We start from the raw sequence: 23,307 nt of genomic DNA on the forward strand, positions 1-23,307 counted from the left end.
CGCCGCACGCGACGACGGGAGGAACCGATGAGCGAGCTGACCAGTGCCCCACCCGCGGGCACCCCGACCTGGATCGACCTGGGCGTCCCGGACCTCGACCGCGCGATCGAGTTCTACGGTGCGCTGTTCGGCTGGGAGTTCGACGTGGGGCCGGAGATGGCGGGCCGCTACACGATGTGCCTGCTGCGCGGGAAGCCGGTCGCGGCGATCGCGCCGAACCCGGAAGCCACCGACGTCTGGTGGAACGTCTACTTCGCGACCGAGGACTGCGACGCGAGCGCGGCCGCGGTCGAGCGGGCGGGCGGATCGGTCCTGGTCGCCCCGATGGACGTGATGGACAAGGGCCGGATGGCGATCGTCACCGACGTCACCGGCGCCCAGTTCGGGCTGTGGCAGGCGGACGCGCACCTCGGCAGCGAGATCGTCAACGAGCCGAACGCCCTGCTCCGCAACGACCTGATCACCGCGGACCCCCGGGCGGCGCGCGACTTCTACACCGCGGTCTTCGGCTACACGCAGGACTCCAACCCGGATCTGCCCGACGTCGACTTCACGTTCCTGCGCAGGCCGGACGGGCACGAGATCGGCGGCATCGTCGGCGATCCCGAGGCCGGGGCCTCCCGCTGGACGACCCTGTTCCAGGTGGACGACGTCGACGCGGTGGCGCGGCGCGCGGCCGACGCGGGCGGGATCGCGGGCGAGCCGTTCGACATGATCTACGGCCGCCTCGCCGACATCACCGATCCGTTCGGGGCTCGGTTCCAGGTGGGCTCGCCGAAGCGCTGACCGGACCGGCCGACTCGGGTCCGGCCGACTCCAGTGAGGCCGGCTCCCGCAGTGTGCGGGCCAGCAGGAACGCCAGCACCGGCAGGGCGATCAGCACCGCCAGCGCCACCTGGAGCGAGGTGGCCTCGGCGATCGCGCCGATCGCCGGAGTGGCGATCCCACCGACGCCGACCGCCAGCCCGAGGGTGACGCCGCCCGCGGTGCCGACCCGGTTCGGCAGGTAGTCCTGGCCGAGCGTGACGTGCAGCGAGAACGGGATGTAGAGCAGGATCGAGCTCGCCGCGACGAACAGGTACGCGGCGGGGCCGGGCACGAACACCACCCCGGCCACGGCGGGAACCGACGCGGCGTAGGCCGTCCGCAGGGTCGGGACCCGGCCCCACCGCGCGACCAGCCTGCCGCCGAGCAGGGTTCCGACCGCACCACCGGCGAAAAGCACGAACAGCGCGGCGGCCCCGGCGACGGCCCCGCCACCGACCTGCTGCTGGATCCACAGCCCGGCGAACGAGCTGAGTCCGATGTAGACGATCGAGCGGATGAGCACGATCGCGGTGAGCCGCAGGAACATCGGCCAGTCGTCCCGGCCCCGGCCGGTGGTCCCGCGGGTGCCCGCCCCGGCCCTGGCGGCCGAGCGGAGCACGCTGCCGCTGATGACCGCGCCGGCCAGCGCGGGCACGACCAGCCACGGCGTGGCCGCCAGCCCGCCTGTCGACAGCAGCGGGGCGACGATGAGCGGGGCGAGCGCGAAACCGGCGTTGCCGCCGACGGAGAACCAGCTCATCGCGACGTGGTCGCCGCCGGAGACGGTGCGCATCAGCCGGGCGGCCTCGGGGTGGTAGGCGGCGACGCCGAGACCCGACAGCGCGATCGCGAGCCAGGTCAGCGGGTAGGAGCCGGCGGGGCCGGCCAGCGCCACGCCGAGCCCGGCGGCGGTGGTGGCGACCGGGATCAGCCAGGTCATCCGGTAGCGGTCGGCGAGCACGCCGAACAGCGGCTGCACCACCGACGACAGGAGGGTGGCGGCGAGCACCACGCCGGACACGGCGACGTAGCCGTACTGCCGTTCGAGGACGAGGAAGGGGACCAGGGCGGGGACGGCTCCCTGGTAGACGTCGACGCAGGAGTGGCCGAGCGTCAACCGCACGTTGCTCTTCTGCACATCGGAATCCTTGAGCAGGGAAGAGCTGTCCGGCTTCCGATAAACTGCCAACTCGTGTCGAAAGTCCGCCACTCCCCGAAGGCGCCGACCGCGCTGCGGTACCTGCCGCCGGGCACCGAGGTGGACGCGCACCGCCACGACGACCACCAGATCGTCTACGCGGGCAGGGGAGTCCTGTCGGTCACGACGGATGCGGGGAGCTGGATCGCCCCGGCCACCCGAGCGGTGTGGGTTCCGGCGGGGACCGTGCACCAGCACCGCGCCTACGGTGAAACCGACCTGCACACCGTCGGCCTGCCCACGACGGACAACCCGCTCGGCCTGAGCACACCGGCGGTCCTCGCGGTCGGACCGCTGCTGCGCGAGCTGATCCTGGCTTACACCAAGGAAAGGATGCCCGGCGCGGAGCGCCTCCGGATGCGCGCGGTACTGCTGGACCAGCTCCGCCACGCGCCGCAGCAGCCGATCCGCCTGCCCGCCGCGCGCGATCCCCGCCTGGCGGCGGCGTGCGCGCTGCTCGACGAAGACCCGGCCGACCAGCGCCCGCTGGCGGCGCTCGGAGCGGAGGTAGGTGCCAGCTCCCGGACGCTGAGCCGCCTGTTCCGCGCGGAGATGGGCATGACGTTCCCGCAGTGGCGAACCCAGCTGCGCCTGCACCACGCCCTGCGGCTGCTCGCGGAGGGGACGCCCGTGACCGCCGTGGCGCACCGGAGCGGGTGGGCGTCCGCGAGCGCTTTCATCGACACCTTCCGGCGGGCTTTCGGGCACACCCCGGGCCGGTCTCGGTGACGCGGATGGTGGTGCAGGTTCGGTGGTTCCCGTGCCAGTCTTCGAGCTGATCACTCGTGCTGGGAAGGGATACCGTGGGAGATCCGACTGGGGGAACGCACAACAGCGCGTCGTCGGCGGAAAACGTCGTCCAGGCGCAGAACGTGCATGGGGACGTGCACATCCACGGCCGGGGCCGCCACGTGGTGCCGCGTCAATTGCCTGCGACGGTGCGCCATTTCATCAATCGCACGGTCGAGCAGGACGCGCTGACCACGTTGCTCAAGGGTGCCGGCGACGACCACACGGTCCTGGTGTCGACCGTCGACGGCCTTGCTGGAGTGGGCAAATCGACGTTGGTGGTCCAGTGGGCCCACCAGATGCGCGAGCGGTTCGCCGACGGCGAGTTGTACGTCAACCTGCGGGGTTTCGACCCGGCCGCCGAGCCGATGACTCCGGCGGAAGCGCTGGCCGGATTCCTCACGGCGTTGGGGGTGGCGCCCGAGGCACTGCCGGTTTCCGAGGACGCCCGCGCCGCGCAGTTCCGCACGTTGCTGCACGGGCGCCGGATGTTGCTTGTGCTGGACAACGCGCGCGACACCGAGCAGGTGCTGCCGTTGTTGCCGGGGTCGGCCGGGTGCCTGGTCGTCGTGACGAGCCGCCAGCGGCTGGACGGGCTCATCGCGCACCACGGGGCGCAGCGGGTCGCGCTCGCCACGCTCACCCGCGATGAGGGGCGTCAGCTGCTGGCGAGCTACGTCGGCGCGGACCGCCTGGCCTCCGAGCCGGAGGCGGTCGCGGCGCTGCTGGACCACTGCGCAGGACTGCCGCTGGCGCTGACGCTGGTCGCTGTTCAGGCAGCGGCTGAGCCGGACGTGCCGCTGGACGACCTCGCGACGGATCTCCGCGACGAGCGCGACCGGCTCGATGCGCTGGACGCGGGTGGGCGGACGGGCATACGGGCGGTGTTTTCCTGGTCATACCGCACACTTTCCGCGGAGGCCGCGCGGTTGTTCCGGCTGCTCGGGTTGCCGAACTCGCCGGACATCAGTGCCGGCGCGGCTGCGGCGCTGGCGGGGGTGGACCGGCGGCGGATCCGGCGAGTGCTGGCGGAGCTGTCGCGGGCGCACCTGGTGACGCGGCGGGCCGGGGATCGGTACGTCTTTCACGATCTGCTGCGGGCTTATGCGCGCGAGCGCGCTCAGGCGGATGATGACGAGGCCGAGCGGGTCGCGGCGGTTGAGCGGCTTTTGGATCACTATCTGTATGCGACTTATGCGGCGAACCGACAGTTGGCGCCAGGTCGGGATCTGCCTGACCTGGAGTACGTGGATCGGCAGCTGTCGAAGGAATTTGCCAGCTACGAGAAGGCTTTGGCTTGGTGGGACGCTGAATACGCGAGCGTGCTGGCTATCATCCGGCAGGCGGTGGCGCTCCGGATGTCCCGCGGGCCATGGCTCGCGCACGCCGCGTCCTATCCATTGAAACTGCGAGGTCTGATCGACGAGCTGAAGGCCAGCAGTACCGATGCGATCAGAGGCGCGCAGGAAAGCGGAGACCGCCCCGCGCAGGCGCGGCTGCTTGCAGACCTCGCTACGGCGCACCGGTTCCTCGGAGAATGGGATGCGGCTGTCCGATGTTGGCAAGCTTCCGCCGAACTGTTCGCGGACTTGGGCGAACACCGTTGGGTGGCCCTCAACCACACTGCGGTCGGAGAGGTTCTCGTTACGGTGGGGCGCTATGCAGAGGCGGCGGACTCGGCCCGGCGCTCACTACGAATGCAGGACGGAGCCCCTGCGATCCAAGCCTTGGACCACGGGTTTGCGGACACGGTTCTTGGACTCGCCTTGGCCCACCTGGGCGATTTCACCGCAGCATTCGCTCATCTGCACCGATCCATCGAGAACAGTTCCGATCAGTTCTTGATGGGCTACACCTTGACCAACTTGGGCTCTGCCTACCTCCTTTCCGGGGATACCGAAAACGCGGTGAACGCATACCACCGCGCGGTCGAGCACCGCCGGAACTTGGGTCACGCCTTGGGCGAAGCCACCTCCCTCACCAAACTCGGCGAAGCCCTCCAAGCCAGCGGCGACGCCGAGGCGGCCAGGGAAACCTGGCAGTCGGCCCTCGCCATCTTCGAGCGCCTCGGCCATCCCGACGCCGAAGTCGTCCGCGCGCACCTCAACGCCCTGGACGCGGGAGATCCGGACTGATGCGCAAAGCCCCAGAAGCGATAGCCGAAGTCGTCCACGAAGCGGTCGTGCTGATGCGCACGATGGCCTTCCGCCGCGAAGCCCTGTGCGACGTGGACTTCCCGGGAACGGACTACCAAGAGCAGATCCGCCTGCTGGCCGACCTGTGCGACACGTTGGTGCCCGGCCTGAAACCGGGCACCAACGCCGCCGCTGCACTTCAGTACACCTGGGACACCCGCACCGACGCGCAGCGCCGGTGGATCCGCGCCGCGCTCGCCAAGCGCGGGGTGACGCTCGAGGACCTCAACCCACCAGCTTCTCCGGTGTGATCGGCAGCGACCGCACCCGCGTCCCGGTGGCGTGGAAAACGGCGTTGGCGATCGCCGGGGCGATGCCGATCGCGCAGATCTCGCCGAGGCCCTTCGCGCCGACGGGGTGCGCGTCCGGCTCGTCCTCCCCGACGAACAGCGCCCGCACGTCGCCGACGTCCGCGTGCACCGGCACGTGGTAGTCGGTCAGGGCGGGCGTGATCAGCCTGCCGGAGACCGGGTCGGGCACCAGCCGCTCGGTCAGCGCTCCGCCCGTCGCGAAGATCATCCCGCCGCGGGCCTGGTTGGTCGCGGTCCTGATGTTCAGGACCCGGCCGCAGTCGAACGCGCCGACGTGCCTGGTCACCCGCACCCGGCACAGCTCGCGGTCGATGCGCACCTCCACGAAGTGCGCACAGAACGTCGCCAGGGCGAACGGGCTCTCCTCGGGCGGCGAGTAGCGCCCCTCCTCCGACAGCGCCCCGATGCCGTGCCGCCCGAGCAGTTCGGCGTAGGTGTCGCCACGCCCCGGCTCGTCCCGCGCGAACAGTCGGCCGTCGGCCACGTCCACCGCGTCCTCGGCGACTCCGTGCAGCGGTGAGCGCGGGTCGTTGACCGCCAGCCGGATCGCCGACGCGCGCACCTGGAGCGCGCCGAGGTGCACCGCGCTCCCCGTGCTGCCGGAGGTCATGGAGCCGAAGGTCGGGGCGCCCTGCGGAAGGTCGGTGTCGCCCGCCTCGATGGTCACCCGGTCCGTCCGGACCCCCAGCCCGGACGCCGCGACCTGCACCATCGTGGTGAGCGATCCACCACCGATCTCCTGTGTGGAGGTGCGCACCGCGGCCGTGCCGTCCGAAGCGAGCGAGATGCGCGCTGCCGCCGGTGCGGAGTGCTCGGCCCGGATGCCGGACGCCATCCCGTAGCCGATCAGGTCGTCGCCGTCGGTCATCGATCGCGGCTCCGGATTCCTCCGGTCCCAGCCGAACTCCCGCGCGCCGACCTCGTAGCAGCGCAGCAAACGCTTGCCGCTGAACGGTTTTCCGGTGTGCGGGTGCCGCTCCGAGTGGTTCCTGCGGCGCAGTTCCACCGGATCGATTCCGAGTTCGTGCGCCAGCTCGTCCATGGCGCACTCCACGGCGAACTGACCGGGCGTGTCGCCGGGCGTGCGCATCGCCCCCGAGGTCCCGATGCTGACCTTCGCGACCCGGGCCCGCGCGTGCAGGTTCGGCACCGCGTACAGCGCGGGCGTGGACTGGATGGCCGGTTCGTTCCGGTCGTCGGTGTGCGAGGTGGGGTTGGTCGTGTCGTGCGTGATCGCGGTCAGCCTGCCGTCCCGCTCCGCGCCGAGCCGGACCCGCTGGACCATCGCCGGCATGTGGCCGGTGCCGGTGAACACCTGCTTGCGGGTGATGGTCAGCCGCACCGGCCTGCGCACGACCTGCGCCGCCAGCGGCGCGAGCAGGGTGTGGCCCCACATGAACGACTTGTTCCCGAAACCGCCGCCGACCAGCGACGAGATCATCCGGATCGACTCGACCGGAATCCCGAACGCGGCGGCGACGGCGGGCCGGTGCGCGTGCACCGCCTGGCTGGAGTCGTGCAGGACCAGCCGCCCGCCCTCCCAGGAAGCCAGCGTCGACGACGGTTCCATCGGCGCGTGCGAGAGGTTGGACGTGCGGTACTCCTGGTCCACCCGGACCGGTGCGGCCGACAGCGCCGCCTCGGCGTCGCCGCGCCGGTACTCGACCGGGAAGCGCGCGGGGTAGGGCCCGGTCGGCACGTACGCGTTCGGCAGCGCCGCGTCGAGGGTCGGCACCGGCCGCCGCCACTCGTAGTCGACGCGCACCAGCGACGCCGCGTGCTCGGCCTGGTGCAGCGTGTCGGCGACGACCAGCGCGAGGCACTGGCCGCCGTAGTGGATCTGGTCGTCGGCCAGCGGCAGCCTGCTTTCCGCGTAGTACGGGATGCTCGGCTTCCCCTTCCACTGTGGACGATTGAGGTGGGTCAGCACCGCCAGCACGCCGGGAGCCCGCTCGGCCTGAGCGGTGTCGATCCCGCGAACCCGCCCTGCGGAGATGGCGCTGGGAACCATCACCGCGTGCGCGCTGCCGTCCGCGCGGACGTCCGCGGTGTAGACCGCGCGCCCGGTGACCTTCTCGATCGCTTCCACCCGGGTGATCCCGGCGCCCTGCGTCACGATTCCCCCAACTCGTTCAGGGCGCGCCGGACCACCCGCCGCACCAGCTGGACCTTGTAGTGGTTGTCCGGCCGCGGCGCTGCGCCGAGCACCGCGGCTTCCGCCGCCGCGTCGATCCCGGCGGAGTCCAGGCGCCTGCCGGTCAGCGCCTGCTCCGCGTGCGTGGCGCGCCACGGCTTCGGCGCGACCCCGCCCAGCGCGATCCTCGCCGTCCGCACGACACCGTCCCGCTGGTCGACCGCCACCGCGGCGGACACCAGCGCGAACGCGAAGGAGGCGCGGTCGCGGAACTTCAGGTAGTGCGACCGGCGGGCGAACGGGACGGCCGGGAGTTCGACCGCGACGACGAGTTCGCCGGGCCGCAGCGCGCTGTCCCGGTGCGGGGTGTCGCCGGGCAGGCGGTGGAACTCGTCGATCGGGATCCGCCGGTCGCCGTCCGGCCCCGCGACCAGCACGACGGCGTCCAGCGCCTGGAGAGCGACCGCGAGGTCGGAGGGGTGCACCGCGACGCACGAGCCGGACGTGCCGAAGATCGCCTGCTTGCTGCTGTCCCCGTCGATGGACGCGCACCCGCTGCCCGGATTCCGCCTGTTGCAGGGGAATTCCGGGAGCCGGTAGTAGGTGCAGCGGGTCTGCTGGAGCAGGTTTCCGCCGAACGAAGCCATGTTGCGGATCTGCGGCGAGGCACCCGACCGCAGCGCCTCGACGAGCACCGGGTACTCGGCGCGCAGCCGCGGGTCGTCCGCCGAGTTCGGGTGCAGCGCGCCGATGCGCACCCCGCCGCCGGGCAGCCAGTCGACGCGGTCGAGCCCGAGGCCGCTGACGTCGACCAGCCGGGAGGGTGTGCGCACTCCGTCGCGCATCAGCGTGATCAGGTCGGTGCCGCCCGCGATGACCTGCGCGTCCGGGTCGCGCAGCGCCCGCACGGCGGCGGGGATGCTCTCGGGCCGGTCCAGGTGGAAGGTCCGCATCTCACACCTGCCCGCGGGCGTCGCGGATGGCGGCGGTGATGTTCGGGTAGGCCGCGCAGCGGCACAGGTTGCCGCTCATCAGCTCGGGGATCTCGGCGTCCGGCACGGCGGGGTTCTCCGCGAGCAGCCCCACCGCCGAGACGATCTGGCCGGAAGTGCAGAAGCCGCACTGGAAACCGTCGTGCTCGACGAACGCGCGCTGCACCGGGTGCAGCTGGTCACCGTCGGCGAGCCCTTCGATGGTGGTGATCTCGCGGCCCTCGTAGCGGGTCGCGATGGTCAGGCAGGACAGCGACCTGCGGCCGTCGACGAGGACCGTGCAGGCCCCGCAGGCGCCCTGGTTGCAGCCCTTCTTGGTGCCGGTCAGGCCGATCCGCTCGCGCAGCACGTCGAGCAGGCTCGCCCGGGTGTCGACGTCGGTGGTGCGGGCGACGCCGTTGATCGTCAAGGTGATCTTGCTCGTCTCGGGCGGGGGAGCCGGTGGGGCGGCGCTCGCGCTCCCCAGCGCGGACGCGCCCGCCAGCCCCGCACCCGCCGACAGGCCACCGGCGAGGAACGCCCGGCGGCTCGGGAGGTGCGATGAGGTGTGCTTTCTCGGGGTCAATGCTCGCCTCCTTGACAGAGTTCTGTCAAAGGCCAGTATTCGATAGAGGAGTAAAATCCTGGTATGGAAATGCCCCCGGAGGAACGTCTCGGCTTCCACCTCAAGCGCGTCGAGCAGGAGCTGATCGCGCTGAAGACCGCGGCGATCAAACCGAGCGGGCTGACCGTTCCGCAGTACTCGGCCCTGGTCGCGCTGGCCGCGCACCCGGGTGCGACCGCCGCCGCGCTCGCCCGGTTCGGCAAGGTCACACCGCAGACGATGGCGACCACGCTCGCCAACCTGGAGTCCAAGGGCCTGGTCACGCGCAAGCCGGACCCGTACCACCTGAACTCGACGCAGGTGGAGATCACGCCGGAGGGTCGGCGGGCGCTCAAGATCGCCGACCGCGCGGCGGTGACGATCGAGCGGACGCTCGGCGACGCCTTCAGCGCCGAGGAGCGCGACGCGCTGCGCGACCTGCTGGCGCGCTGCTCGGCGTCGCTCCAGGCGCAGGCGCGGGAGGTCGACGGCGCGGAGGCGGCGCTGAAGCCTTTCCGGCTGGGCTAGGGGTTGCCGGAAGCGGCGCGGCCGCTTAGCCCACGCACGCAACTGGCACCGCCGCGGGTTCTCAGGTGTTCGCTGGCGAGGACAGCTTTTTCCGTCGTATGGACATACGTCGGAAAAAGTTACCGCAGCCAGCGGGCACCTGAGGTTCCGCCACCGGCACCGCTGTGCAAGACGACCCGACGTTCAGAAAAGCTCAGCACTCGGACCTGTAGAAGTAGTGCTGCTGAGCGTCCATCGACTCCCGCGTGATCGCGATGGTGCCGGTCTTGGTCTCGCGCTGCACCGGCTCGCCCTTGATGGCCGCGATGGCGTTCTTCACGCCCTCCCGGCCGATGCCTGCCGGGTCCTGGGCGATCAGCGCCTGCACGCGCCCGTTGCGCAGGTCTTCGACCTGCTTCGGGCTGGCGTCGAAGCCCACCAGCTGAACCTGGCCGGAGCGGCCGGCGTTGTCCAGCGCGGTGCCCGCGCCCTCGCCGGTGTTGAGGTTCGTGCCGAAGACGCCCACCAGGTCCGGGTTCGCCGCGAGGGTGGCCGAGACGATCTGGGCCGCCGTGGCGGGCTCGTTCTCGGTGTACTGGGTCGGCAGCAGCCGCAGGTTCGGGTGCTTGGCGATCTCCTCCTCGAAGCCCTGCGCGCGCTCGTCGGTGGTGGAGGTGCCCGCCTTGGTGTTCAGCGCCAGCACCGAGCCCGGCCGGTCGCCGACCAGCTTCGACAGCGTCTCGGCCGCCAGCTTGCCGCCCGCGTAGTTCGACGACGACAGCGAGGCCGAGGCGATCGAGCGGTCCTCCAGCGCCGTGTCGACCTCGACGACCTTCACCCCGTTGTTCTTGGCCTGCTGCAACGGCGCGGCCAGGGCCTTGTCGTCGGCCGGCGCGATGATCACCGCGCCGGGCTTGGTGCCGATGATGCCGGTGAGCATCTGGGACTGCTCGGCCTGCTCGAACTTCTCCGGCGCCTGGGCGTTGAGCTGGTAGCCCGCCGCCGCGGCCTCCGCCTTGGCCGCGCACTCCAGCGACACGTAGAACGGCTCACCGCGCATCCCGGTCAGCAGAGCCAGGTTCTTGTTGTTCGGGTCGGTGCCGCCGCCACCGGTGTCGCCGATCTGACCCGAACCGCAGCCTGCCAGCAGCAGCGCGGCCGCGACCGCCAGGACCTGCTTCTTCATCACTACCTCCACACGCCGTTGTGCCGAAAGTCGTCAGCCGCTGATCACCGGCTGTTGCGCGCCCGCCGCCGTCGCTGGTCCATCCAGACCGCGGCGACCAGGACCGCACCGACCGCGATGGGCTGCCAGAACGGCCGGACCCCGGCCATCACGAACCCGGTGTCGAGCACGGCCGGGATGAACACGCCGATCACGCTGCCCAGGACCGTGCCGATGCCGCCGAACAGGCTGGTGCCGCCGAGCACCACCGCGGCGATCGCGTTCAGGTTGTCGTTGCTGTGCCCGCTGATCGTGGTGGTGCCGAAGTAGGCCAGGGACATGAACCCGGCCAGTCCCGCCAGCACCCCGGTCAGCGCGTAGACCGCGACCAGGTGCCGGGTGACCCGGATCCCCGACCGCCGGGCCGCCTCGGCGTTGGAGCCGATCGCGTAGGTGTGGCGGCCGAACGCCGTGGTGTGCAGCAGCCACCCGGCCAGCAGCGTGATCACCACCGCGAGGATCACCAGGTTCGGCACCACGCCGAAGGAGGTGCCGGTGCCCAGCGTCGTGCGCAGGACGGCGGGCACGGTCCGCACGTCGATGCCGTTGGTGAGCAGCTGCGCCGCGCCCAGCGCCGCCCCGAACGAACCGAGCGTCACGATCAGCGCCGGAACCCTGGCCACGGCGACCAGGATCCCGTTGAGCAGCCCCCACGCCGCGCCGCCGAGCAGCGACACGACGAGACCGGCCGCGATCACGCCCCAGCCCGCGTGCGTGGAGTCGCCACCGCTGAGCGCCTCCATCGTCTGCGCCGAGACCACCCCGGCGAAGACCAGCACCGAGCCGACCGACAGGTCGATCCCGGACGTGATGATCACGAACGTCATCCCGACCGCCAGCATCAGCAGCGGCGCGGCCTGCACCAGCAGGGTCTGGACGTTGAACAGGGTGGGGAAGGCGTCCGGCCGGATGGCGCTGAACAGCACGCACAGCGCGACCAGCACCAGCCCGGTCCAGAGCGTGTTGGAGCCCGCCAGCCGCGCCCCGACGCCCTTGGGTTCGTTCTCCACAGTGGACTGGATCTCGGTCGGGGTGGCCATCAGCTCGCGTCCTCCTGCGACAGGGCACCGGTCATGGCGCCGACGAGGTCTTCCAGCGTGGCCTCGGCGGCGCGCAACCGGGCCACCCGGCGCCCCAGCCGCAGCACCTCCACCCGGTCGGCCACCGACAGGACCTCCGGCATGTTGTGGCTGATCAGCACCACCGCGATCCCGGAGTCGCGGACCCGGCGGATGACGTCGAGCACCCGCTCCCGCTGCACCACGCCAAGCGCCGCGGTCGGCTCGTCCATGAACACCAGCCTGTCCGCCCACGCCACCGAACGGGCCACCGCGACGCTCTGCCGCTGGCCGCCGGACAGCGACCCGATCGGCACGTCGAGGTCCTGGAGCGTGACGCCGAACTTCTCGAACTGCTCGGCTGCCCGGGTGCGCATCGCGGCCTTGTCCAGCATCCCCAGCTTCCCGAGCACTCCCCTGCGGCGGATCTCCCTGCCCAGGAACAGGTTCGCGGCTGGATCGAGGTCCGGGGCGACCGCGAGGTCCTGGTAGGCGGTCTCGATGCCGTGCGCGCGGGCCGCGCCCGGGGAGTCGAGCACGACCGGCTTGCCGGACACCTCGATGCTGCCCGAATCCGGCTGCTCCACACCGGACAGGCACTTGACCAATGTGGACTTCCCGGCGCCGTTGTCACCGATCAGCGCGACGACCTCGCCGGGATACGCGGTGAAGGACGCGCCGCGCAGCGCCTCCACGCCTCCGTAGCGCTTGACGAGGTCTCGGGCCTCCAGCAGTGCTTCGGTCATCAGACCTCCTGGCGGTCAGGGCTTCTCCGGCGGGCGCGGGTCAGGGCTTCTTGGGCGGGCGGCAGTGCACGACCGTCAGATCACCGTCGAGCGCCGGCGCTCCGGCCGAGTGCGGCACCACGACCGTCTGGCCCCGGCGCAGACCGAGGGATTCTCCTTGCGCGGTCAGCCTTCCCGAACCGTCGAGCACGACCAATACTCCGAACGACGGCTCCAGCTCGACCGAGCCGTGCAGGCGGTCGGCCAGGAAGAACTCGGCGGCTTCCTCGGCGAGCAGCGGAACCCGCGGGCCGCTCTGCTCGGCGGTGTGCTTGACCAGCGACGCCAGCGCGCTGTCGCCGAAACCGCTGCGGTTCACCGTGCGCAGCGCGGTTTCCCGGTCCATCCCGAGGAACGCGCTCTCCGCGTCGGCGAGGAATCCCTGCCACTCCAGCGTGACCGAGAAGTCCGTCGGCTGCTGCAACTCGACGATGAACACCCCGGCGCCGATCGCGTGCGGGGTTCCGGCCGGGACGTGCACGGTGTCACCGGCCCGGACCGGGATCTCGTTCAGCGACCCCAACAGCGCCGAGGAGTCCTGGGTCCGCACCCAGTGCGCCACGGCCTCCGGCGCGACATCTTCCCGGAAACCCAGGTACACCACGGGATTCGCCCCGCTGGTGCCGACCACGATCCACGCCTCGGTCTTGCCGAACCGGGAACCCAGGTGCTGCTGGGCGAAGGCGTCCGAGGGGTGGCAGTGCACCGGAAGCCGCTGCCCGGCGTCGAGCAGCTTGACCAGAAGTGCCGTGCTGTCACCGAAATCCGCGACGTGCTCGGCGCCCAGCCACTCCTGCGGAGCGGCCCGCACGGCGTCGCGCAGCAGGCTGCCGTCGGGCAGCCGGGACAGCCCGGCCTCCTGCTGGCCGAAGCGGGTGGTCGTGGACGCGACCCAGTCCTCCGGGCCCCAGTCCCGGTCGTCGCTGTCCCGGTCGTCGCCGACACCGCGCAGCTCGGCGATCGCCGAGCCGCCCCGGTAGAACTGCCGGGGCTGGTTCGCCGGGAGCACCACCGGCCGGGGAACGCTGGAAATCAAGGGGACACCTCTCCGGAGCCGCGCGGCAGCAGCCGCGTGGGCAGGACGTGGCGGCGCGGCGGTGCGGGGTCACCGTCGAGCCGCGCGAACAACAACTCGGCCGCCGACCGCCCCAGTTCCCTGGTGTCGTGCGTGATCACCGTGATCGGCGGGTCGAGGAGATCGGCGAGTTCGAAGTCGTCGAAGCCCACCAGCGCGGGCCGGTGCGCGCGGCCGGACAGGGCGCGCAGCGCCTCGACGGTGATCCGGTTGTTGCCGGTGACCAGCGCGGTCGCGCGGGGCAGCATCCGGTCCAGGGTCGCGGCGACGGACTCGGTGGTGTGCGGGCCCATCTGCACGAGGCCGGGTTCGAACGGCACGCCCGCCTGCGCGCAGCCCTCGCGGAACCCGCGCAGGCGCTCGGCGGCGGTGTGGATGTCGGGGGCGTCGCCGAGGAAGGCGATGGCGCGGTGGCCGTGTTCGGCGAGGTGGCGCACCGCGTGCGCGGTGCCGCCCGCGTTGTCCACGAGCACGGTGTCGGCGGAGACGTTGCCGCCGGGGCGGTCCATGAAGACCACCGGTGTGCCGGAGTTGATCTCGTGCGCGATGTAGCCGTGCTGGTGGCCTGCGGGGACGACGAGCAGTCCGTCGACCCGGCGGGAGCAGAACTCCAGCACCAGCTCCCGCTCGCGGGCCGGGTCCTCGTCGGACGAGCCGGTGAGCACCTGCTTGCCGTTGGCGCGGGCGACCTCCTCGGCGGCCCTGGTCAGCACCGAGTAGAACGGGTTGGCCAGGTCCTCCAGGACCATGCCGATGGTTCCGGTCTCGGTGCCCCGGCGCAGGTTCCGGGCGCCGAGGTTGCGCCGGAAGCCGAGCTGGTCGATGGCGGCGAGCACGCGCTCGGCGGTCGCCGGGTGCACGCCGCTCTCGTCGTTGACCACGCGGGAGACGGTCTTGATGCTCACCCCGGCCAGCCGGGCCACGTCGTTCATGGTGGCGCGGCGGGCGCTCCCGGACTCGGACAACGTTGTCATAGTGCGCGGAATTCCATCCCACGCGGTCAGCGGGTGTCAACCCCGGTCCGGGTCGATGCCGCCGGTGGCGGGCATAGGTGCTGCTGAACGGCGTACGCCGGTTGTCATCGACCGGACAGGAACCTTGACCCGCGGCCGGTCCTCGCGCAGACTCGTCCGGCTCGGCCTGACAAGGTTGTCGTCAGGTCTCCTCGATGCGCTTGATCGCCCAGAGCGCCCATTCGCGGGTCGCCTCGTAGCTGCGCCAGCCGAACTCGGAGGCGATCCGGCCGAACGGCAGCTTCCCGCCGGGTTCGGCGTGCCGGTCGATCTCCTCGCTGATCGCCCGGAGCTGCTTGGCCTCCCGCTCGCACTCCTCGGCCTTGGCGCGCAGCAGCTCCAGCGCGTCCTCCTTCTCCAGCGAGGACAGCAGGAACAGCCGCAGGACCCCCTCGTTGCGGGCGTGCTGCTCCTGCGGTGGGTTGGTGAGCCAGTGGCGGAGCTGGTCGCGGCCTTCGGCGGTGATCGCGTAGGTGCGGCTGCCGCGCGCTCCCTCGGCGACGACTTCGATCAGGCCCTCGGCCGCGAGCCGGTTGAGCTCCGGATAGATCTGGGTGTGCCTGGCGTACCAGGCGTAATGCCCGAATTCCTGCTCGAACCGCTTGGTCAGCTCGTAGCCGCTCGCCGCCTCGTAGGCGAGGTGGCCGAGCAGCGCGTACCGCAACGACATGGCCGCGAGCCTACTTGTCGCTCTGACATGTCCTGAATCGACATGTAACTGTTTGACATGTCCCTGTTGTCGATGTCAGTCTCATGATCGACGAGAGGGGACAGCGATGACCGCATACCTGGAAGGCCACCTGGCGCCAGTGCCCGACGAGATCGAGAGCTTCGACCTGCCGGTGACCGGCGCGTTGCCGCCGGAACTGACCGGCCGCTACCTGCGCAACGGCCCCAACCCGCGGCCGGGCGCCGACCCGGGGCACTGGTTCGGCGGCGACGGCATGCTGCACGGGATCCGGCTCCGCGGCGGGCGCGCCGAGTGGTACCGGAACCGCTGGGTGCGGACCGGGCAGCTGGCGGGGGAGCGCAGGTTCCGCCCCGACGGGACGCTCGACATGTCGGTCCACTCCGCCAACACGCACATCGTCGGGCACGCCGACCGGCTGCTCGCGCTGTGCGAGGCCGGCCTGCCCTACGAGGTCACCGGAGAACTGGACACGCTCGGCCCGCACGACTTCGGCGGGAAGCTGCTGACCCCGATGACCGCGCACCCCAAGCAGGACCCGGTCAGCGGCAAGCTTTACTTCTTCGGCTACTCGTTCCAGCCGCCGTTCCTGACCTACCACCGGCTCTCGGCCGCGGGTGAGCTGGAGCGCAGCGTGGAGGTCGACCTGCCCGCGCCGATCATGATGCACGACTTCGCGATCACCGAGCGGCACGTGGTCTGGCTCGACCTGCCGCTGACCTTCGACCTCGGCCTGGTCGGCAGCGGCATACCGTTCCGCTGGAACGACGAGCACCCGACCCGCCTCGGCGTGATGGACCGCGACGGCGGCACCCGGGTCCAGTGGTTCGAGATCGACCCCTGCTTCGTGTTCCACGTCGGCAACGCGCACGAGGACGCGGCGGGCCGGATCGTGCTCGACGCGGTCCGCTACAGCCGCACGGCGTTCCGGTCGGTGTGGAGCGGCATGAGCGGTTCCGCCGCGGAGTCCGGGGATTCCGGGGGGTCGCTGCACCGCTGGACGCTGGACCCGGCGACCGGTGTCGCGCGGGAGCAGGCCCTGGACGACCTCGCGGTGGAGTTCCCCACGATCAACGAGGATCGCGTCGGCCTGGGCCACCGGTACGTCTACGCCGCGGGCGGAAGCGGCTCGGTGGTCAAGTACGACACCCGCTCCGGTTCGCCTGCGGTGCACGACCTGGCTCCGCACCAGGTCGCGGGAGAAGCGGTCTTCGTGCCTTCCGGTGGCGGCGAGGACGAGGGCTGGCTGCTGTCGGTGGTCACCGACACCGCCGCGGACTCGTCGGAACTGCTGGTGCTCGACGCGACTTCGGTCGAGCCGGTCGCGTCCGTGGCGCTGCCGCGCCGCGTTCCGTCCGGCTTCCACGGCTCGTGGATCGGGGACACCGAGTGAGGAAAGTGCTCTCGCTGTGCTGGGACAGGAGGACCGCACCCGCCACCGCAGTGCTGAAGGAGTCCTTGGCCAGCAGGAACCTCGCGTCGCGGCTGACCCGGCAACAGCACCAGGCCGCCTTCCCGCCGCAGCGAGCATGAACGTCCGTACGGCTCCAGTCGCCGCTCGCTGGAGACGAACCAGAGCACGGCATGCAGGCCGATCGTCGACGCGAGCAGCGACGTCCACTCGCTGAACCCAAGCGTGTGGAGCAGGTAGTAGGCGCCGACCCGGCGGTGCTGCTCGGCGAGGGGCTGCTGCGGCTGGTGCTGGTCTACGCGCTCCCGGTGGACGTCATGGCCGGGATCTCACCGGTGATGCGGACCGGTGTCTTCGCCGCGCTGATCGGGTGGACGGTCTGGTACTCCCGCCGCGGGAAGCGGCGGATGGGGTCCACATCGGACGTGGTCGCCGCCTGAGCCCGGTCAATCCGGCCGTTGCCGCCTGCTGCTGCGGCTGATCGGCGCATCGGTCCGGTCGGAACGGGACAGGATCCCCGCACCGGAGTTGACCTGGGGGTCGGCTCCGGCAACGGTGGGTCGTCCGGTTCGCGACCCGACGGGAGAAAGCGATGCAGCTGCCCAGGAGGACCGTGCTGATGATGGCGGGCGCGCTGGGCGCCGCGGGAGCGGTGGCTGGCACGCCGGCGGGTTCCGCCCCGGTGCGCCGGGACTGGAAGGCGGTCGCCGAGGAGGTCAGGGGCGAGTTCCTGTGGGCGTGGCGGAACTACGTCGAGCACGCGCTGGGCGCCGACCACATCAAGCCGATCTCGGGCGGGCGCGAGGACTTCTTCGTGCCCGGCCACTCCGTCGGGCTCAGCGCGGTGGAAGCGGTGGACACGCTGTGGCTGATGGGTGCGGACGACGAGGCCGGGCAGGCGGTGGAGTGGATCAAGAACAACCTGGACTTCGGCATCGACGCGCCGTTCCAGGTGTTCGAGACCAACATCCGCATGGTCGGCGGGCTCGCCGCCGCCCACCACTGCACCGGTGACCCGCGGCTGCTGGAGCTCGCGGTCGACATCGCGGACCGGCTGCTGCCCGCGTTCACCGCCTCGCCGACCGGACTGCCGTACCGCTACGTCAACCTCGCGACCGGCGCGGTGAGCGGCCCGGAGACCAACATCGTCGAGGTCGGCACCTACGTCGCCGAGTTCGGCGTGCTGTCGGAGTGGACCGGCGACCGCCGCTACTTCGACGTGGCCAAGCAGGCGATGCGGGTGGTGTTCGACAAGCGCACGGAACTCGGCCTGCTGCCGCACGACATCCACGCCGAGACCGGCGAGTGGCGCAACCGGACCGCCACCGTCGGCCCGCCGGGGGACTCGTACTACGAGTACCTGTGGGACGGCTTCGTGCTCTTCGGCGACGAGGAACTGCGGCACTGGTACGAAGTCCTGACCGGAGCGATCCTGGACCACCAGGCCGAAGTCCATGATGGACTGCTGTGGTTCCCGCAGGTGGACGCCTTCACCGGCGAGGTCGCGGACAGGAGCCAGAGCGTGCTGGCGTCCTTCTACGCCGGACTGCTCGGCGAATCCGGTCGCGTCGAACAAGGACGGCGCTACCACGACGCCTGGAACGCGGCGCAGGACCGCTTCGGTGTCCTTCCGACCTCATTGGACTACACGTCGATGTCGGCACCGGACCCGAGCAACGCGCTGCGCCCGGAATTCGCCGACTCCGCGCTGATGCTTTGGCTCGCCACCGGCGACGAGATCTTCCGCGAACGCGCGCACACCCACTTCCGCAACATGGTTTCGGCGTCCAAAGCGGACTACGGCTTCGCGAGCCTGACCGACGTGACCGCGAAACCGCCCGTGCAGGAGGACACCTGTCCGGGATACTGGTGGTCGGAGCAGATGAAGTACTACTGGCTGCTGTTCTCGGACACACCGCGCTTCGACTACCGGCGGAACTACCTGTCCACAGAGGCCAACGTGCTGCGCGGGGCGATCCGGTGATCCCGGGCGCTTTCCGCCCTCGGGCGCGCCCTCTAGGCTGACCGGCATGGCTGAGCACGTGCAGGTCGTGACGACCACCGATTCCGAGCAGGCCGCCGCGGACCTGGCCCGCGGGATCGTCGAGGCCCGCCTCGGCGCCTGCGTGCAGGTGGTGCCGATCCGCAGCTTCTACATCTGGGAGGGCACGGCCCAGGACGACCCGGAGTGGCAGCTCCAGATCAAGACCTCGGCGGCCAGGCTGGAGGCGCTGGTCGAGCACATCCGGGCCGCGCACACCTACGACGTCCCGGAGATCATCGCGACCCCGATCACCGCGGGGAATCCGGACTACCTGGCCTGGGTCGACGAGGAGACCCGGCACCCGGTGTGAGCCGCGGCACCCGGCACACTGCGAGGGGGAAGTCCTCGGAGAAGGTGGGTGCAGCGTGCCGACTACGCATGCCGGGTGGTTCCGGGTCGTGGCGATCGCCGAAGCGATCTCGTGGGCGGGCCTGCTGCTGGCGATGGCCGCCAAGTACGGCCTGGGCCAGCCGCTGGGCGTGACCGTCATGGGCTGGATCCACGGCCTGGTCTTCACCGCCTACGTGGTGACCTGCCTGGTGGTCTTCAGCCCGCTGCGGTGGCGGTTCCGGGTGCTGGTGCTCGCGCTCGTGTCGTCGGTGCCGCCGCTGGCCTCGGTGTGGTTCGAGTGGTGGGCGCGCCGCCGTGGCCTGCTGGATCTCCGCGAGGCCGACGAGCCCACGTTCTGGGCGAAGGTCGGCTACGCGCTCAAGACGCTGAACTGACTCAGAAGTCGCCGGCCGCGTGCCGGACCCTGCCCAGCAGCTCGGTCAGCTGCTGGGTCTGGCGCTCGGTGACCCCGCGCAGCCCGAAGTCGATCTCGGTCACCGACTCGGTCGCCCGCTTCATCAGGTCCCGGCCTTCGTCGGTGATCTCCACCAGCGTGGTCCGGCGGTCGGTCGGGTGCGGCACCCGCCGCACCAGCTCGTCCTGCTCCAGCCGGTCGACGATGTTGGTGACGCTGGTCGGGTGCAGCTGGAGCCGGTCGCCCATCACCCGCATCGGCAGGCTGCCCCGCCTGGAGAAGGTCAGCAGCACCAGCGCCTCGTAGCGGGCGAAGGTCAGGTTGTGCGGGCGCAGCGCGGTGTCCACCGCCGACTGCAGGATCTGCTGGACTCGCATCACGCTGGTCACCGCGGCCATGGTGGTGGACGGCCCGATCCGCTCGGACCAGATCTCCGCGGCGCGGCCGATGGGGTCGAAGGGCAGCGGACTACGAGTGCTCATGTTTCGACGCTAGCAGCGCGGACCCACCTTGTTGGTGACAGTGGGCTCTCGGAGGATGGAACCGTCGGTGATCCAGGTGGGATTTCAGCGGAGGAGGAACGACGTGCTGGTGGCGTTCAGCGTGGCCCCGGGGAACTCGGCCGAGGGCGTGAGCGAAGCGGTGGCGGCGGCGGTCAGGGTGGTCCGGGAGTCCGGGCTGCCGCACGAGACGACCGCGATGTTCACCACGATCGAAGGCGAGTGGGACGAGGTGATGGACGTGGTCAAGCGGGCCACGGAAGCGGTCTCCGCGCGCTCGCCCCGGACCAGCCTGGTCCTGAAGGCCGACATCCGGCCGGGATACACCAACCAGCTGCGCGAGAAGGTCGAGCGGGTGGACGAGCACCTCTCCGAGCAGCCGTGAAAAAGGGGGCGGCACCGGTCGCCCGGTGCCGCCCCTCGCGCTCGCGGTGCTCAGCTCCCCTGCTTCGGGTGGTCCACGAGCGGAGCGTTGACGCATTCGGTGTGGCTCCCCGACAGGATCTTGACCGGGATGCCGATCAGGGCGCCGACGTCGTTGCCGCAGGCCTGGATCGGCAGCACGCTCAGGTTGTTGTCGTCCAGCAGGTTGACGCCTTCGTTGTCTGCGGAGTCGGCGAAGGCGGTGGAGCCCAGGGCGATCACGCCGAGGGCAGCGGCACCGGCGACACCGGCGACGCGGGTAGCAATACGCACTGTTTCGTACCTCTCGTCGAACTTCGGGCTTGGGATCCCGCGCTGGAGACCCCCGCACGGCCCGCGAGGAGATGACGATCCCTCGCGAACTCGGTCCCTGTTTCGGCGATGGGTTCCGCCGGGCCTGAGGGCTGATCGGCTCATGCCGTCCATTCGGGTGACGGTGTTCATCTCATCGTCTTGATCTTCGGTTTGCGGGCGTGTCGCGGCGTGCCGACCGTCCCGGAATTCGGGCGCCCTGCCGTCGTGCGGTGCGCGAGCCGTGTCAGGATGGAGGTGTGACGAGGCCCGATCCACGCCAGAACGCAGCAATGTCCGCCGCGATGGCGGGCGCAGTCGACCTGTCGGCGCTGAAGAGCAGGGCGGACGCCGCCGGCCGCGCCGCGTCCCAGCCCGCCCCCGCCAACGGTGACGGCGGGACCGCCGGGCAGCAGAACCCCGCGGTCATCGACGTGACCGAGGCGACCTTCCAGGCCGAGGTCGTCGAACGCTCCCTGCAGGTCCCGGTGGTGGTCGACCTGTGGGCCACCTGGTGCGGTCCGTGCAAGCAGCTGTCCCCGGTGCTGGAGAAGCTGGCCGCCGAGGCGGGCGGCGCCTGGGTGCTGGCCAAGATCGACGTGGACGCCAACCCCAGGATCGCGCAGCTGTTCCAGGTGCAGTCGGTTCCCACGGTGATCGCGATCGCGGGCGGCCAGCCGGTCGAGGCGTTCGCGGGCGCCCAGCCCGAGCCGCAGATCCGGCAGTGGATCGGCGCGCTGCTGGACGCGCTGCGCGACCAGCTGCCCGGCATCCGGGCCGCCGAGCAGGGCGCCGCTGCCGCCGAGGAACCGGCCGAGGAGCCGGAGGACCCCAGGTTCACCGCGGCCGAGGACGCCCTCGAACGTGGTGACTTCGCCGCCGCCGAGGCCGCCTACCAGCAGATCCTCGACGCCGAGCCGAACAACGAGCTGGCCAAGGCCGCGCTGGTGCAGGTGCGCTTCAGCGCCCGCGCCGAGAACGCCGACCCGTCGGCGATCGAGCGCGGCGACGCCGCGCCGGAGGACGTGGACGCCCAGCTCGCGGCGGCTGACGCCGAGCTCGCGGTGCAGCGGGTCGAGGAGGCGTTCGACCGGCTGGTGCGCACGGTGAAGAACACCGGCGGCGACGAGCGCAACCGGGTCCGAGAGCACCTGGTCGAGATGTTCGACCTGTTCCCGGACGGCGACGAGCGGGTCACCGCCGCCCGCCGCAAGCTGGCCAGCGCCCTGTTCTGATCCCGACGTCCAAGGGCCCCTTCCTCGCGCGAGGAAGGGGCCCTTTCCGGTTCGTGCGCGAGGCCGGTCAGCCACCGTACCTGGCGCTGCACGGGGCGGTTCCCTCCTGGAACCCGACCCGGAACGCGTCGACCCGGGCGAAGCCGGCGGGCACCTGCTGGCCGCCGAGGTTCGCCGCGATCAGGCTGTCCTCGCCGAGCAGCGCCGAGACGCCCTCGTCGACGTCGCCGGGTGCGATCCGCACCTTGCCGACCGGGTTGCGCTGGCCGATCGGGTCCTCCACCAGCAGCCCGGTCCACGACCCGACCAGGCAGGCCGTGCGCAGGCCCGCGGCCTCGTCGTCGAGGGACATCCCGGCCGCCTTCTGGATCGACATCACGTACCGGGACGCGACCTGGGCGTAGGCGGCGAAGTCGCCGTAGGCGGGATCGGGGTTGGCGGGGTCGGGCTGCTTGCCGATCTTCTGCAACGCCGCCATGTCCACCGACACCGTGTTGGTGTCCGGGCAGTAGGAGGCAGGGGAGGTCGGCTTGGTCCCCGGGCAGGACGCGGGCTCGGTGGTGACGGTCGGCGGCTCGGCTCCGGTGTCGTGGAAGACGTCCTGGAGGCTCTGCTCCACCGCGGCGACGGTCTCGGCGGTCACCGGCAGGTCCTGCTCCTGGCCTTCCTTCCAGAACTTGAAGGCCGTGGTGCGCTGCTTGACGTCGGCGGCGTCCATCTTCGCGCAGCGCTTGGGCCCCTCGCCGAACCCGTACTGGAACGCGGTGACCCGGTCGAACGCGCTGCCGTGCGCGCCTTCCTTGGCGAAGTCGGTGCCGACGCCGTCGCGGATGTTGTTGAGCACGCCCATCACGCTGTTGAGGCCGTTGCCGGTGGAGACCTGGAAGTACTCGGAGTTCTTCTCCGCGACGTGGCGCATGTACGCGCCCGCGAAGCAGTCGGCCTGCTGCTCAAGAACGATGGTCGCGTCGTTGCCCGACACGGTGCCCGCGCGGTGCTGCACCGCGTGCCCCATCTCGTGCGCGATCACCGCGACCGCCGACATCGGCCCGAACGTGGAGTTCAGCTCCGGCAGCAGCTCGCCGCGGTCCCAGGCGATGGAGTCCTCTGTGGGGCAGTAGAAGGCGTTGACCAGGCCCTGCGTGCTCTCGCCGCAGACCTGCACGCCGGGCCCGCGCGAGTCGTAGGACATCAGCCGCTTGACCGGTTCGAACTTCCTGCCGCCGAAGGTCTCCGGGAACGCCTTCTCCCAGTAGGCGTCGACGTCGGCGACGGCGGCCTGGGCGAGCCGGTCCATC

25 protein-coding genes are annotated in these 23,307 nt (G+C 71.1%); 12 read left to right on the forward strand and 13 right to left on the reverse strand.

All coding sequences use genetic code 11. The annotated features are described in order from the left end of the window. Window positions 1-27: 27 nt before the first annotated feature. A complete protein-coding gene (locus tag ABD691_RS05030; protein WP_344678212.1) occupies window positions 28-786 on the forward strand; it encodes a VOC family protein in 759 nt (252 codons plus the stop codon). Here ABD691_RS05030 and ABD691_RS05035 read toward each other — a convergent pair. After that, on the reverse strand, window positions 737-1,945 hold the full coding sequence (locus ABD691_RS05035; RefSeq protein ID WP_344678213.1) for an MFS transporter: 1,209 nt from the start codon (window positions 1,943-1,945) through the stop codon (window positions 737-739). The genes ABD691_RS05030 and ABD691_RS05035 overlap by 50 nt on opposite strands. 54 nt (window positions 1,946-1,999) lie before the next feature. On the opposite strand from ABD691_RS05035, the gene ABD691_RS05040 reads away from it, so the two are divergent. The 3 genes from ABD691_RS05040 to ABD691_RS05050 all read left to right on the forward strand — a co-directional run bounded on the left by ABD691_RS05040 (window position 2,000) and on the right by ABD691_RS05050 (window position 5,240). Continuing rightward, window positions 2,000-2,734: a helix-turn-helix domain-containing protein gene (locus ABD691_RS05040; protein ID WP_344678214.1), complete on the forward strand. Its 735-nt coding sequence runs from the start codon at window positions 2,000-2,002 to the stop codon at window positions 2,732-2,734. A 74-nt stretch (window positions 2,735-2,808) separates the two neighbouring features. Next, window positions 2,809-4,929: an ATP-binding protein gene (locus ABD691_RS05045; RefSeq protein WP_344678215.1), complete on the forward strand. Its 2,121-nt coding sequence runs from the start codon at window positions 2,809-2,811 to the stop codon at window positions 4,927-4,929. Continuing rightward, window positions 4,929-5,240 (forward strand): hypothetical protein, encoded by a 312-nt coding sequence (locus ABD691_RS05050; protein ID WP_344678216.1) that lies wholly within the window; start codon window positions 4,929-4,931, stop codon window positions 5,238-5,240. The genes ABD691_RS05045 and ABD691_RS05050 overlap by 1 nt, the downstream gene beginning before the upstream one ends. Here ABD691_RS05050 and ABD691_RS05055 read toward each other — a convergent pair. From ABD691_RS05055 to ABD691_RS05065, 3 genes are read right to left on the reverse strand one after another with little or no spacing between them, the layout of a single operon-like run. After that, window positions 5,215-7,416, reverse strand: a complete 2,202-nt coding sequence (locus ABD691_RS05055; protein WP_344678217.1) for a xanthine dehydrogenase family protein molybdopterin-binding subunit — start codon at window positions 7,414-7,416, stop codon at window positions 5,215-5,217. The two genes, ABD691_RS05050 and ABD691_RS05055, sit on opposite strands and share 26 nt — an antisense overlap. Then, window positions 7,413-8,387: an FAD binding domain-containing protein gene (locus ABD691_RS05060; protein WP_344678218.1), complete on the reverse strand. Its 975-nt coding sequence runs from the start codon at window positions 8,385-8,387 to the stop codon at window positions 7,413-7,415. The genes ABD691_RS05055 and ABD691_RS05060 overlap by 4 nt, the downstream gene beginning before the upstream one ends. Window position 8,388: 1 nt before the next feature. Continuing rightward, complete coding sequence (locus ABD691_RS05065) at window positions 8,389-8,991, reverse strand: (2Fe-2S)-binding protein (protein WP_344678219.1); 603 nt, start codon at window positions 8,989-8,991, stop codon at window positions 8,389-8,391. Between the two features lie 63 nt (window positions 8,992-9,054). On the opposite strand from ABD691_RS05065, the gene ABD691_RS05070 reads away from it, so the two are divergent. Next, window positions 9,055-9,537 (forward strand): MarR family winged helix-turn-helix transcriptional regulator, encoded by a 483-nt coding sequence (locus ABD691_RS05070; RefSeq protein WP_344678220.1) that lies wholly within the window; start codon window positions 9,055-9,057, stop codon window positions 9,535-9,537. A gap of 193 nt (window positions 9,538-9,730) precedes the next feature. Here ABD691_RS05070 and ABD691_RS05075 read toward each other — a convergent pair whose 3' ends face one another. The 6 genes from ABD691_RS05075 to ABD691_RS05100 form a co-directional block, all read right to left on the reverse strand. Further along, window positions 9,731-10,702: an ABC transporter substrate-binding protein gene (locus ABD691_RS05075; protein WP_344678221.1), complete on the reverse strand. Its 972-nt coding sequence runs from the start codon at window positions 10,700-10,702 to the stop codon at window positions 9,731-9,733. 44 nt (window positions 10,703-10,746) lie between these two features. Further along, window positions 10,747-11,781: an ABC transporter permease gene (locus ABD691_RS05080; RefSeq protein WP_344678222.1), complete on the reverse strand. Its 1,035-nt coding sequence runs from the start codon at window positions 11,779-11,781 to the stop codon at window positions 10,747-10,749. Then, on the reverse strand, window positions 11,781-12,545 hold the full coding sequence (locus ABD691_RS05085; RefSeq protein WP_344678223.1) for an ATP-binding cassette domain-containing protein: 765 nt from the start codon (window positions 12,543-12,545) through the stop codon (window positions 11,781-11,783). The genes ABD691_RS05080 and ABD691_RS05085 overlap by 1 nt, the downstream gene beginning before the upstream one ends. Window positions 12,546-12,585: 40 nt before the next feature. Further along, complete coding sequence (locus tag ABD691_RS05090) at window positions 12,586-13,617, reverse strand: class I mannose-6-phosphate isomerase (RefSeq protein ID WP_425564989.1); 1,032 nt, start codon at window positions 13,615-13,617, stop codon at window positions 12,586-12,588. Next, window positions 13,617-14,591 carry a LacI family DNA-binding transcriptional regulator gene (locus ABD691_RS05095; protein WP_344678453.1) on the reverse strand — a complete coding sequence of 325 codons (975 nt, stop codon included), beginning with the start codon at window positions 14,589-14,591 and terminating at the stop codon, window positions 13,617-13,619. Before ABD691_RS05095 ends, ABD691_RS05090 begins: the two co-directional genes overlap by 1 nt. Window positions 14,592-14,814: 223 nt before the next feature. Then, the gene (locus tag ABD691_RS05100; protein WP_344678225.1) at window positions 14,815-15,342 is read right to left on the reverse strand and encodes a PadR family transcriptional regulator; all 528 of its coding nucleotides are present in this window, start codon (window positions 15,340-15,342) and stop codon (window positions 14,815-14,817) included. A gap of 106 nt (window positions 15,343-15,448) precedes the next feature. On the opposite strand from ABD691_RS05100, the gene ABD691_RS05105 reads away from it, so the two are divergent. The 5 genes from ABD691_RS05105 (at window position 15,449) to ABD691_RS05125 (ending at window position 19,540) form a co-directional block, all read left to right on the forward strand. After that, entirely contained in the window at window positions 15,449-16,753 is a 1,305-nt protein-coding gene (locus ABD691_RS05105; protein WP_344678226.1) for a carotenoid oxygenase family protein, read from the forward strand. A gap of 245 nt (window positions 16,754-16,998) precedes the next feature. Next, window positions 16,999-17,211 carry a DUF3159 domain-containing protein gene (locus ABD691_RS05110; RefSeq protein WP_344678227.1) on the forward strand — a complete coding sequence of 71 codons (213 nt, stop codon included), beginning with the start codon at window positions 16,999-17,001 and terminating at the stop codon, window positions 17,209-17,211. Between the two features lie 152 nt (window positions 17,212-17,363). After that, window positions 17,364-18,755 (forward strand): glycoside hydrolase family 47 protein, encoded by a 1,392-nt coding sequence (locus ABD691_RS05115; protein ID WP_344678228.1) that lies wholly within the window; start codon window positions 17,364-17,366, stop codon window positions 18,753-18,755. Window positions 18,756-18,801: 46 nt separating this feature from the next. Further along, window positions 18,802-19,125, forward strand: coding sequence for a divalent-cation tolerance protein CutA (cutA, locus tag ABD691_RS05120; protein WP_344678229.1), 324 nt, complete (start codon window positions 18,802-18,804; stop codon window positions 19,123-19,125). A gap of 55 nt (window positions 19,126-19,180) precedes the next feature. Next, on the forward strand, window positions 19,181-19,540 hold the full coding sequence (locus ABD691_RS05125) for a DUF3817 domain-containing protein (protein WP_344678231.1): 360 nt from the start codon (window positions 19,181-19,183) through the stop codon (window positions 19,538-19,540). Between the two features lies 1 nt (window position 19,541). On the opposite strand, the gene ABD691_RS05130 is transcribed toward ABD691_RS05125, so the two are convergent. After that, window positions 19,542-20,042 (reverse strand): MarR family winged helix-turn-helix transcriptional regulator, encoded by a 501-nt coding sequence (locus ABD691_RS05130; RefSeq protein WP_344678232.1) that lies wholly within the window; start codon window positions 20,040-20,042, stop codon window positions 19,542-19,544. A gap of 103 nt (window positions 20,043-20,145) precedes the next feature. Between ABD691_RS05130 and ABD691_RS05135 the strand changes: the two genes are divergently transcribed. Next, complete coding sequence (locus tag ABD691_RS05135; protein ID WP_344678234.1) at window positions 20,146-20,445, forward strand: MTH1187 family thiamine-binding protein; 300 nt, start codon at window positions 20,146-20,148, stop codon at window positions 20,443-20,445. A 50-nt stretch (window positions 20,446-20,495) separates the two neighbouring features. On the opposite strand, the gene ABD691_RS05140 is transcribed toward ABD691_RS05135, so the two are convergent. Then, a complete protein-coding gene (locus ABD691_RS05140) occupies window positions 20,496-20,756 on the reverse strand; it encodes a hypothetical protein (protein WP_344678235.1) in 261 nt (86 codons plus the stop codon). 323 nt (window positions 20,757-21,079) lie between these two features. On the opposite strand from ABD691_RS05140, the gene ABD691_RS05145 reads away from it, so the two are divergent. Beyond that, window positions 21,080-22,009, forward strand: a complete 930-nt coding sequence (locus ABD691_RS05145; RefSeq protein ID WP_344678236.1) for a tetratricopeptide repeat protein — start codon at window positions 21,080-21,082, stop codon at window positions 22,007-22,009. A 67-nt stretch (window positions 22,010-22,076) separates the two neighbouring features. On the opposite strand, the gene ABD691_RS05150 is transcribed toward ABD691_RS05145, so the two are convergent. Beyond that, a partial coding sequence (locus ABD691_RS05150; RefSeq protein WP_344678237.1) for a neutral zinc metallopeptidase occupies window positions 22,077-23,307 on the reverse strand: 1,231 nt, incomplete at its 5' end.

It is taken from the genome of Saccharopolyspora taberi (assembly GCF_039534165.1).
Classification (GTDB): domain Bacteria; phylum Actinomycetota; class Actinomycetes; order Mycobacteriales; family Pseudonocardiaceae; genus Saccharopolyspora_D; species Saccharopolyspora_D taberi.

Coding starts and splice junctions, on each gene's coding strand:
- ABD691_RS05030 (WP_344678212.1), top strand. CDS start 28: ATGAGCGAGCTGACCAGTGCCCCACCCGCGGGCACCCCGACCTGGATC.
- ABD691_RS05050 (WP_344678216.1), top strand. CDS start 4,929: ATGCGCAAAGCCCCAGAAGCGATAGCCGAAGTCGTCCACGAAGCGGTC.
- ABD691_RS05060 (WP_344678218.1), bottom strand. CDS start 8,387: ATGCGGACCTTCCACCTGGACCGGCCCGAGAGCATCCCCGCCGCCGTG.
- ABD691_RS05070 (WP_344678220.1), top strand. CDS start 9,055: ATGGAAATGCCCCCGGAGGAACGTCTCGGCTTCCACCTCAAGCGCGTC.
- ABD691_RS05075 (WP_344678221.1), bottom strand. CDS start 10,702: ATGAAGAAGCAGGTCCTGGCGGTCGCGGCCGCGCTGCTGCTGGCAGGC.
- ABD691_RS05080 (WP_344678222.1), bottom strand. CDS start 11,781: ATGGCCACCCCGACCGAGATCCAGTCCACTGTGGAGAACGAACCCAAG.
- ABD691_RS05085 (WP_344678223.1), bottom strand. CDS start 12,545: ATGACCGAAGCACTGCTGGAGGCCCGAGACCTCGTCAAGCGCTACGGA.
- ABD691_RS05095 (WP_344678453.1), bottom strand. CDS start 14,591: ATGAACGACGTGGCCCGGCTGGCCGGGGTGAGCATCAAGACCGTCTCC.
- ABD691_RS05100 (WP_344678225.1), bottom strand. CDS start 15,342: ATGTCGTTGCGGTACGCGCTGCTCGGCCACCTCGCCTACGAGGCGGCG.
- ABD691_RS05105 (WP_344678226.1), top strand. CDS start 15,449: ATGACCGCATACCTGGAAGGCCACCTGGCGCCAGTGCCCGACGAGATC.
- ABD691_RS05115 (WP_344678228.1), top strand. CDS start 17,364: ATGCAGCTGCCCAGGAGGACCGTGCTGATGATGGCGGGCGCGCTGGGC.
- cutA (WP_344678229.1), top strand. CDS start 18,802: ATGGCTGAGCACGTGCAGGTCGTGACGACCACCGATTCCGAGCAGGCC.
- ABD691_RS05130 (WP_344678232.1), bottom strand. CDS start 20,042: ATGAGCACTCGTAGTCCGCTGCCCTTCGACCCCATCGGCCGCGCCGCG.
- ABD691_RS05145 (WP_344678236.1), top strand. CDS start 21,080: ATGGCGGGCGCAGTCGACCTGTCGGCGCTGAAGAGCAGGGCGGACGCC.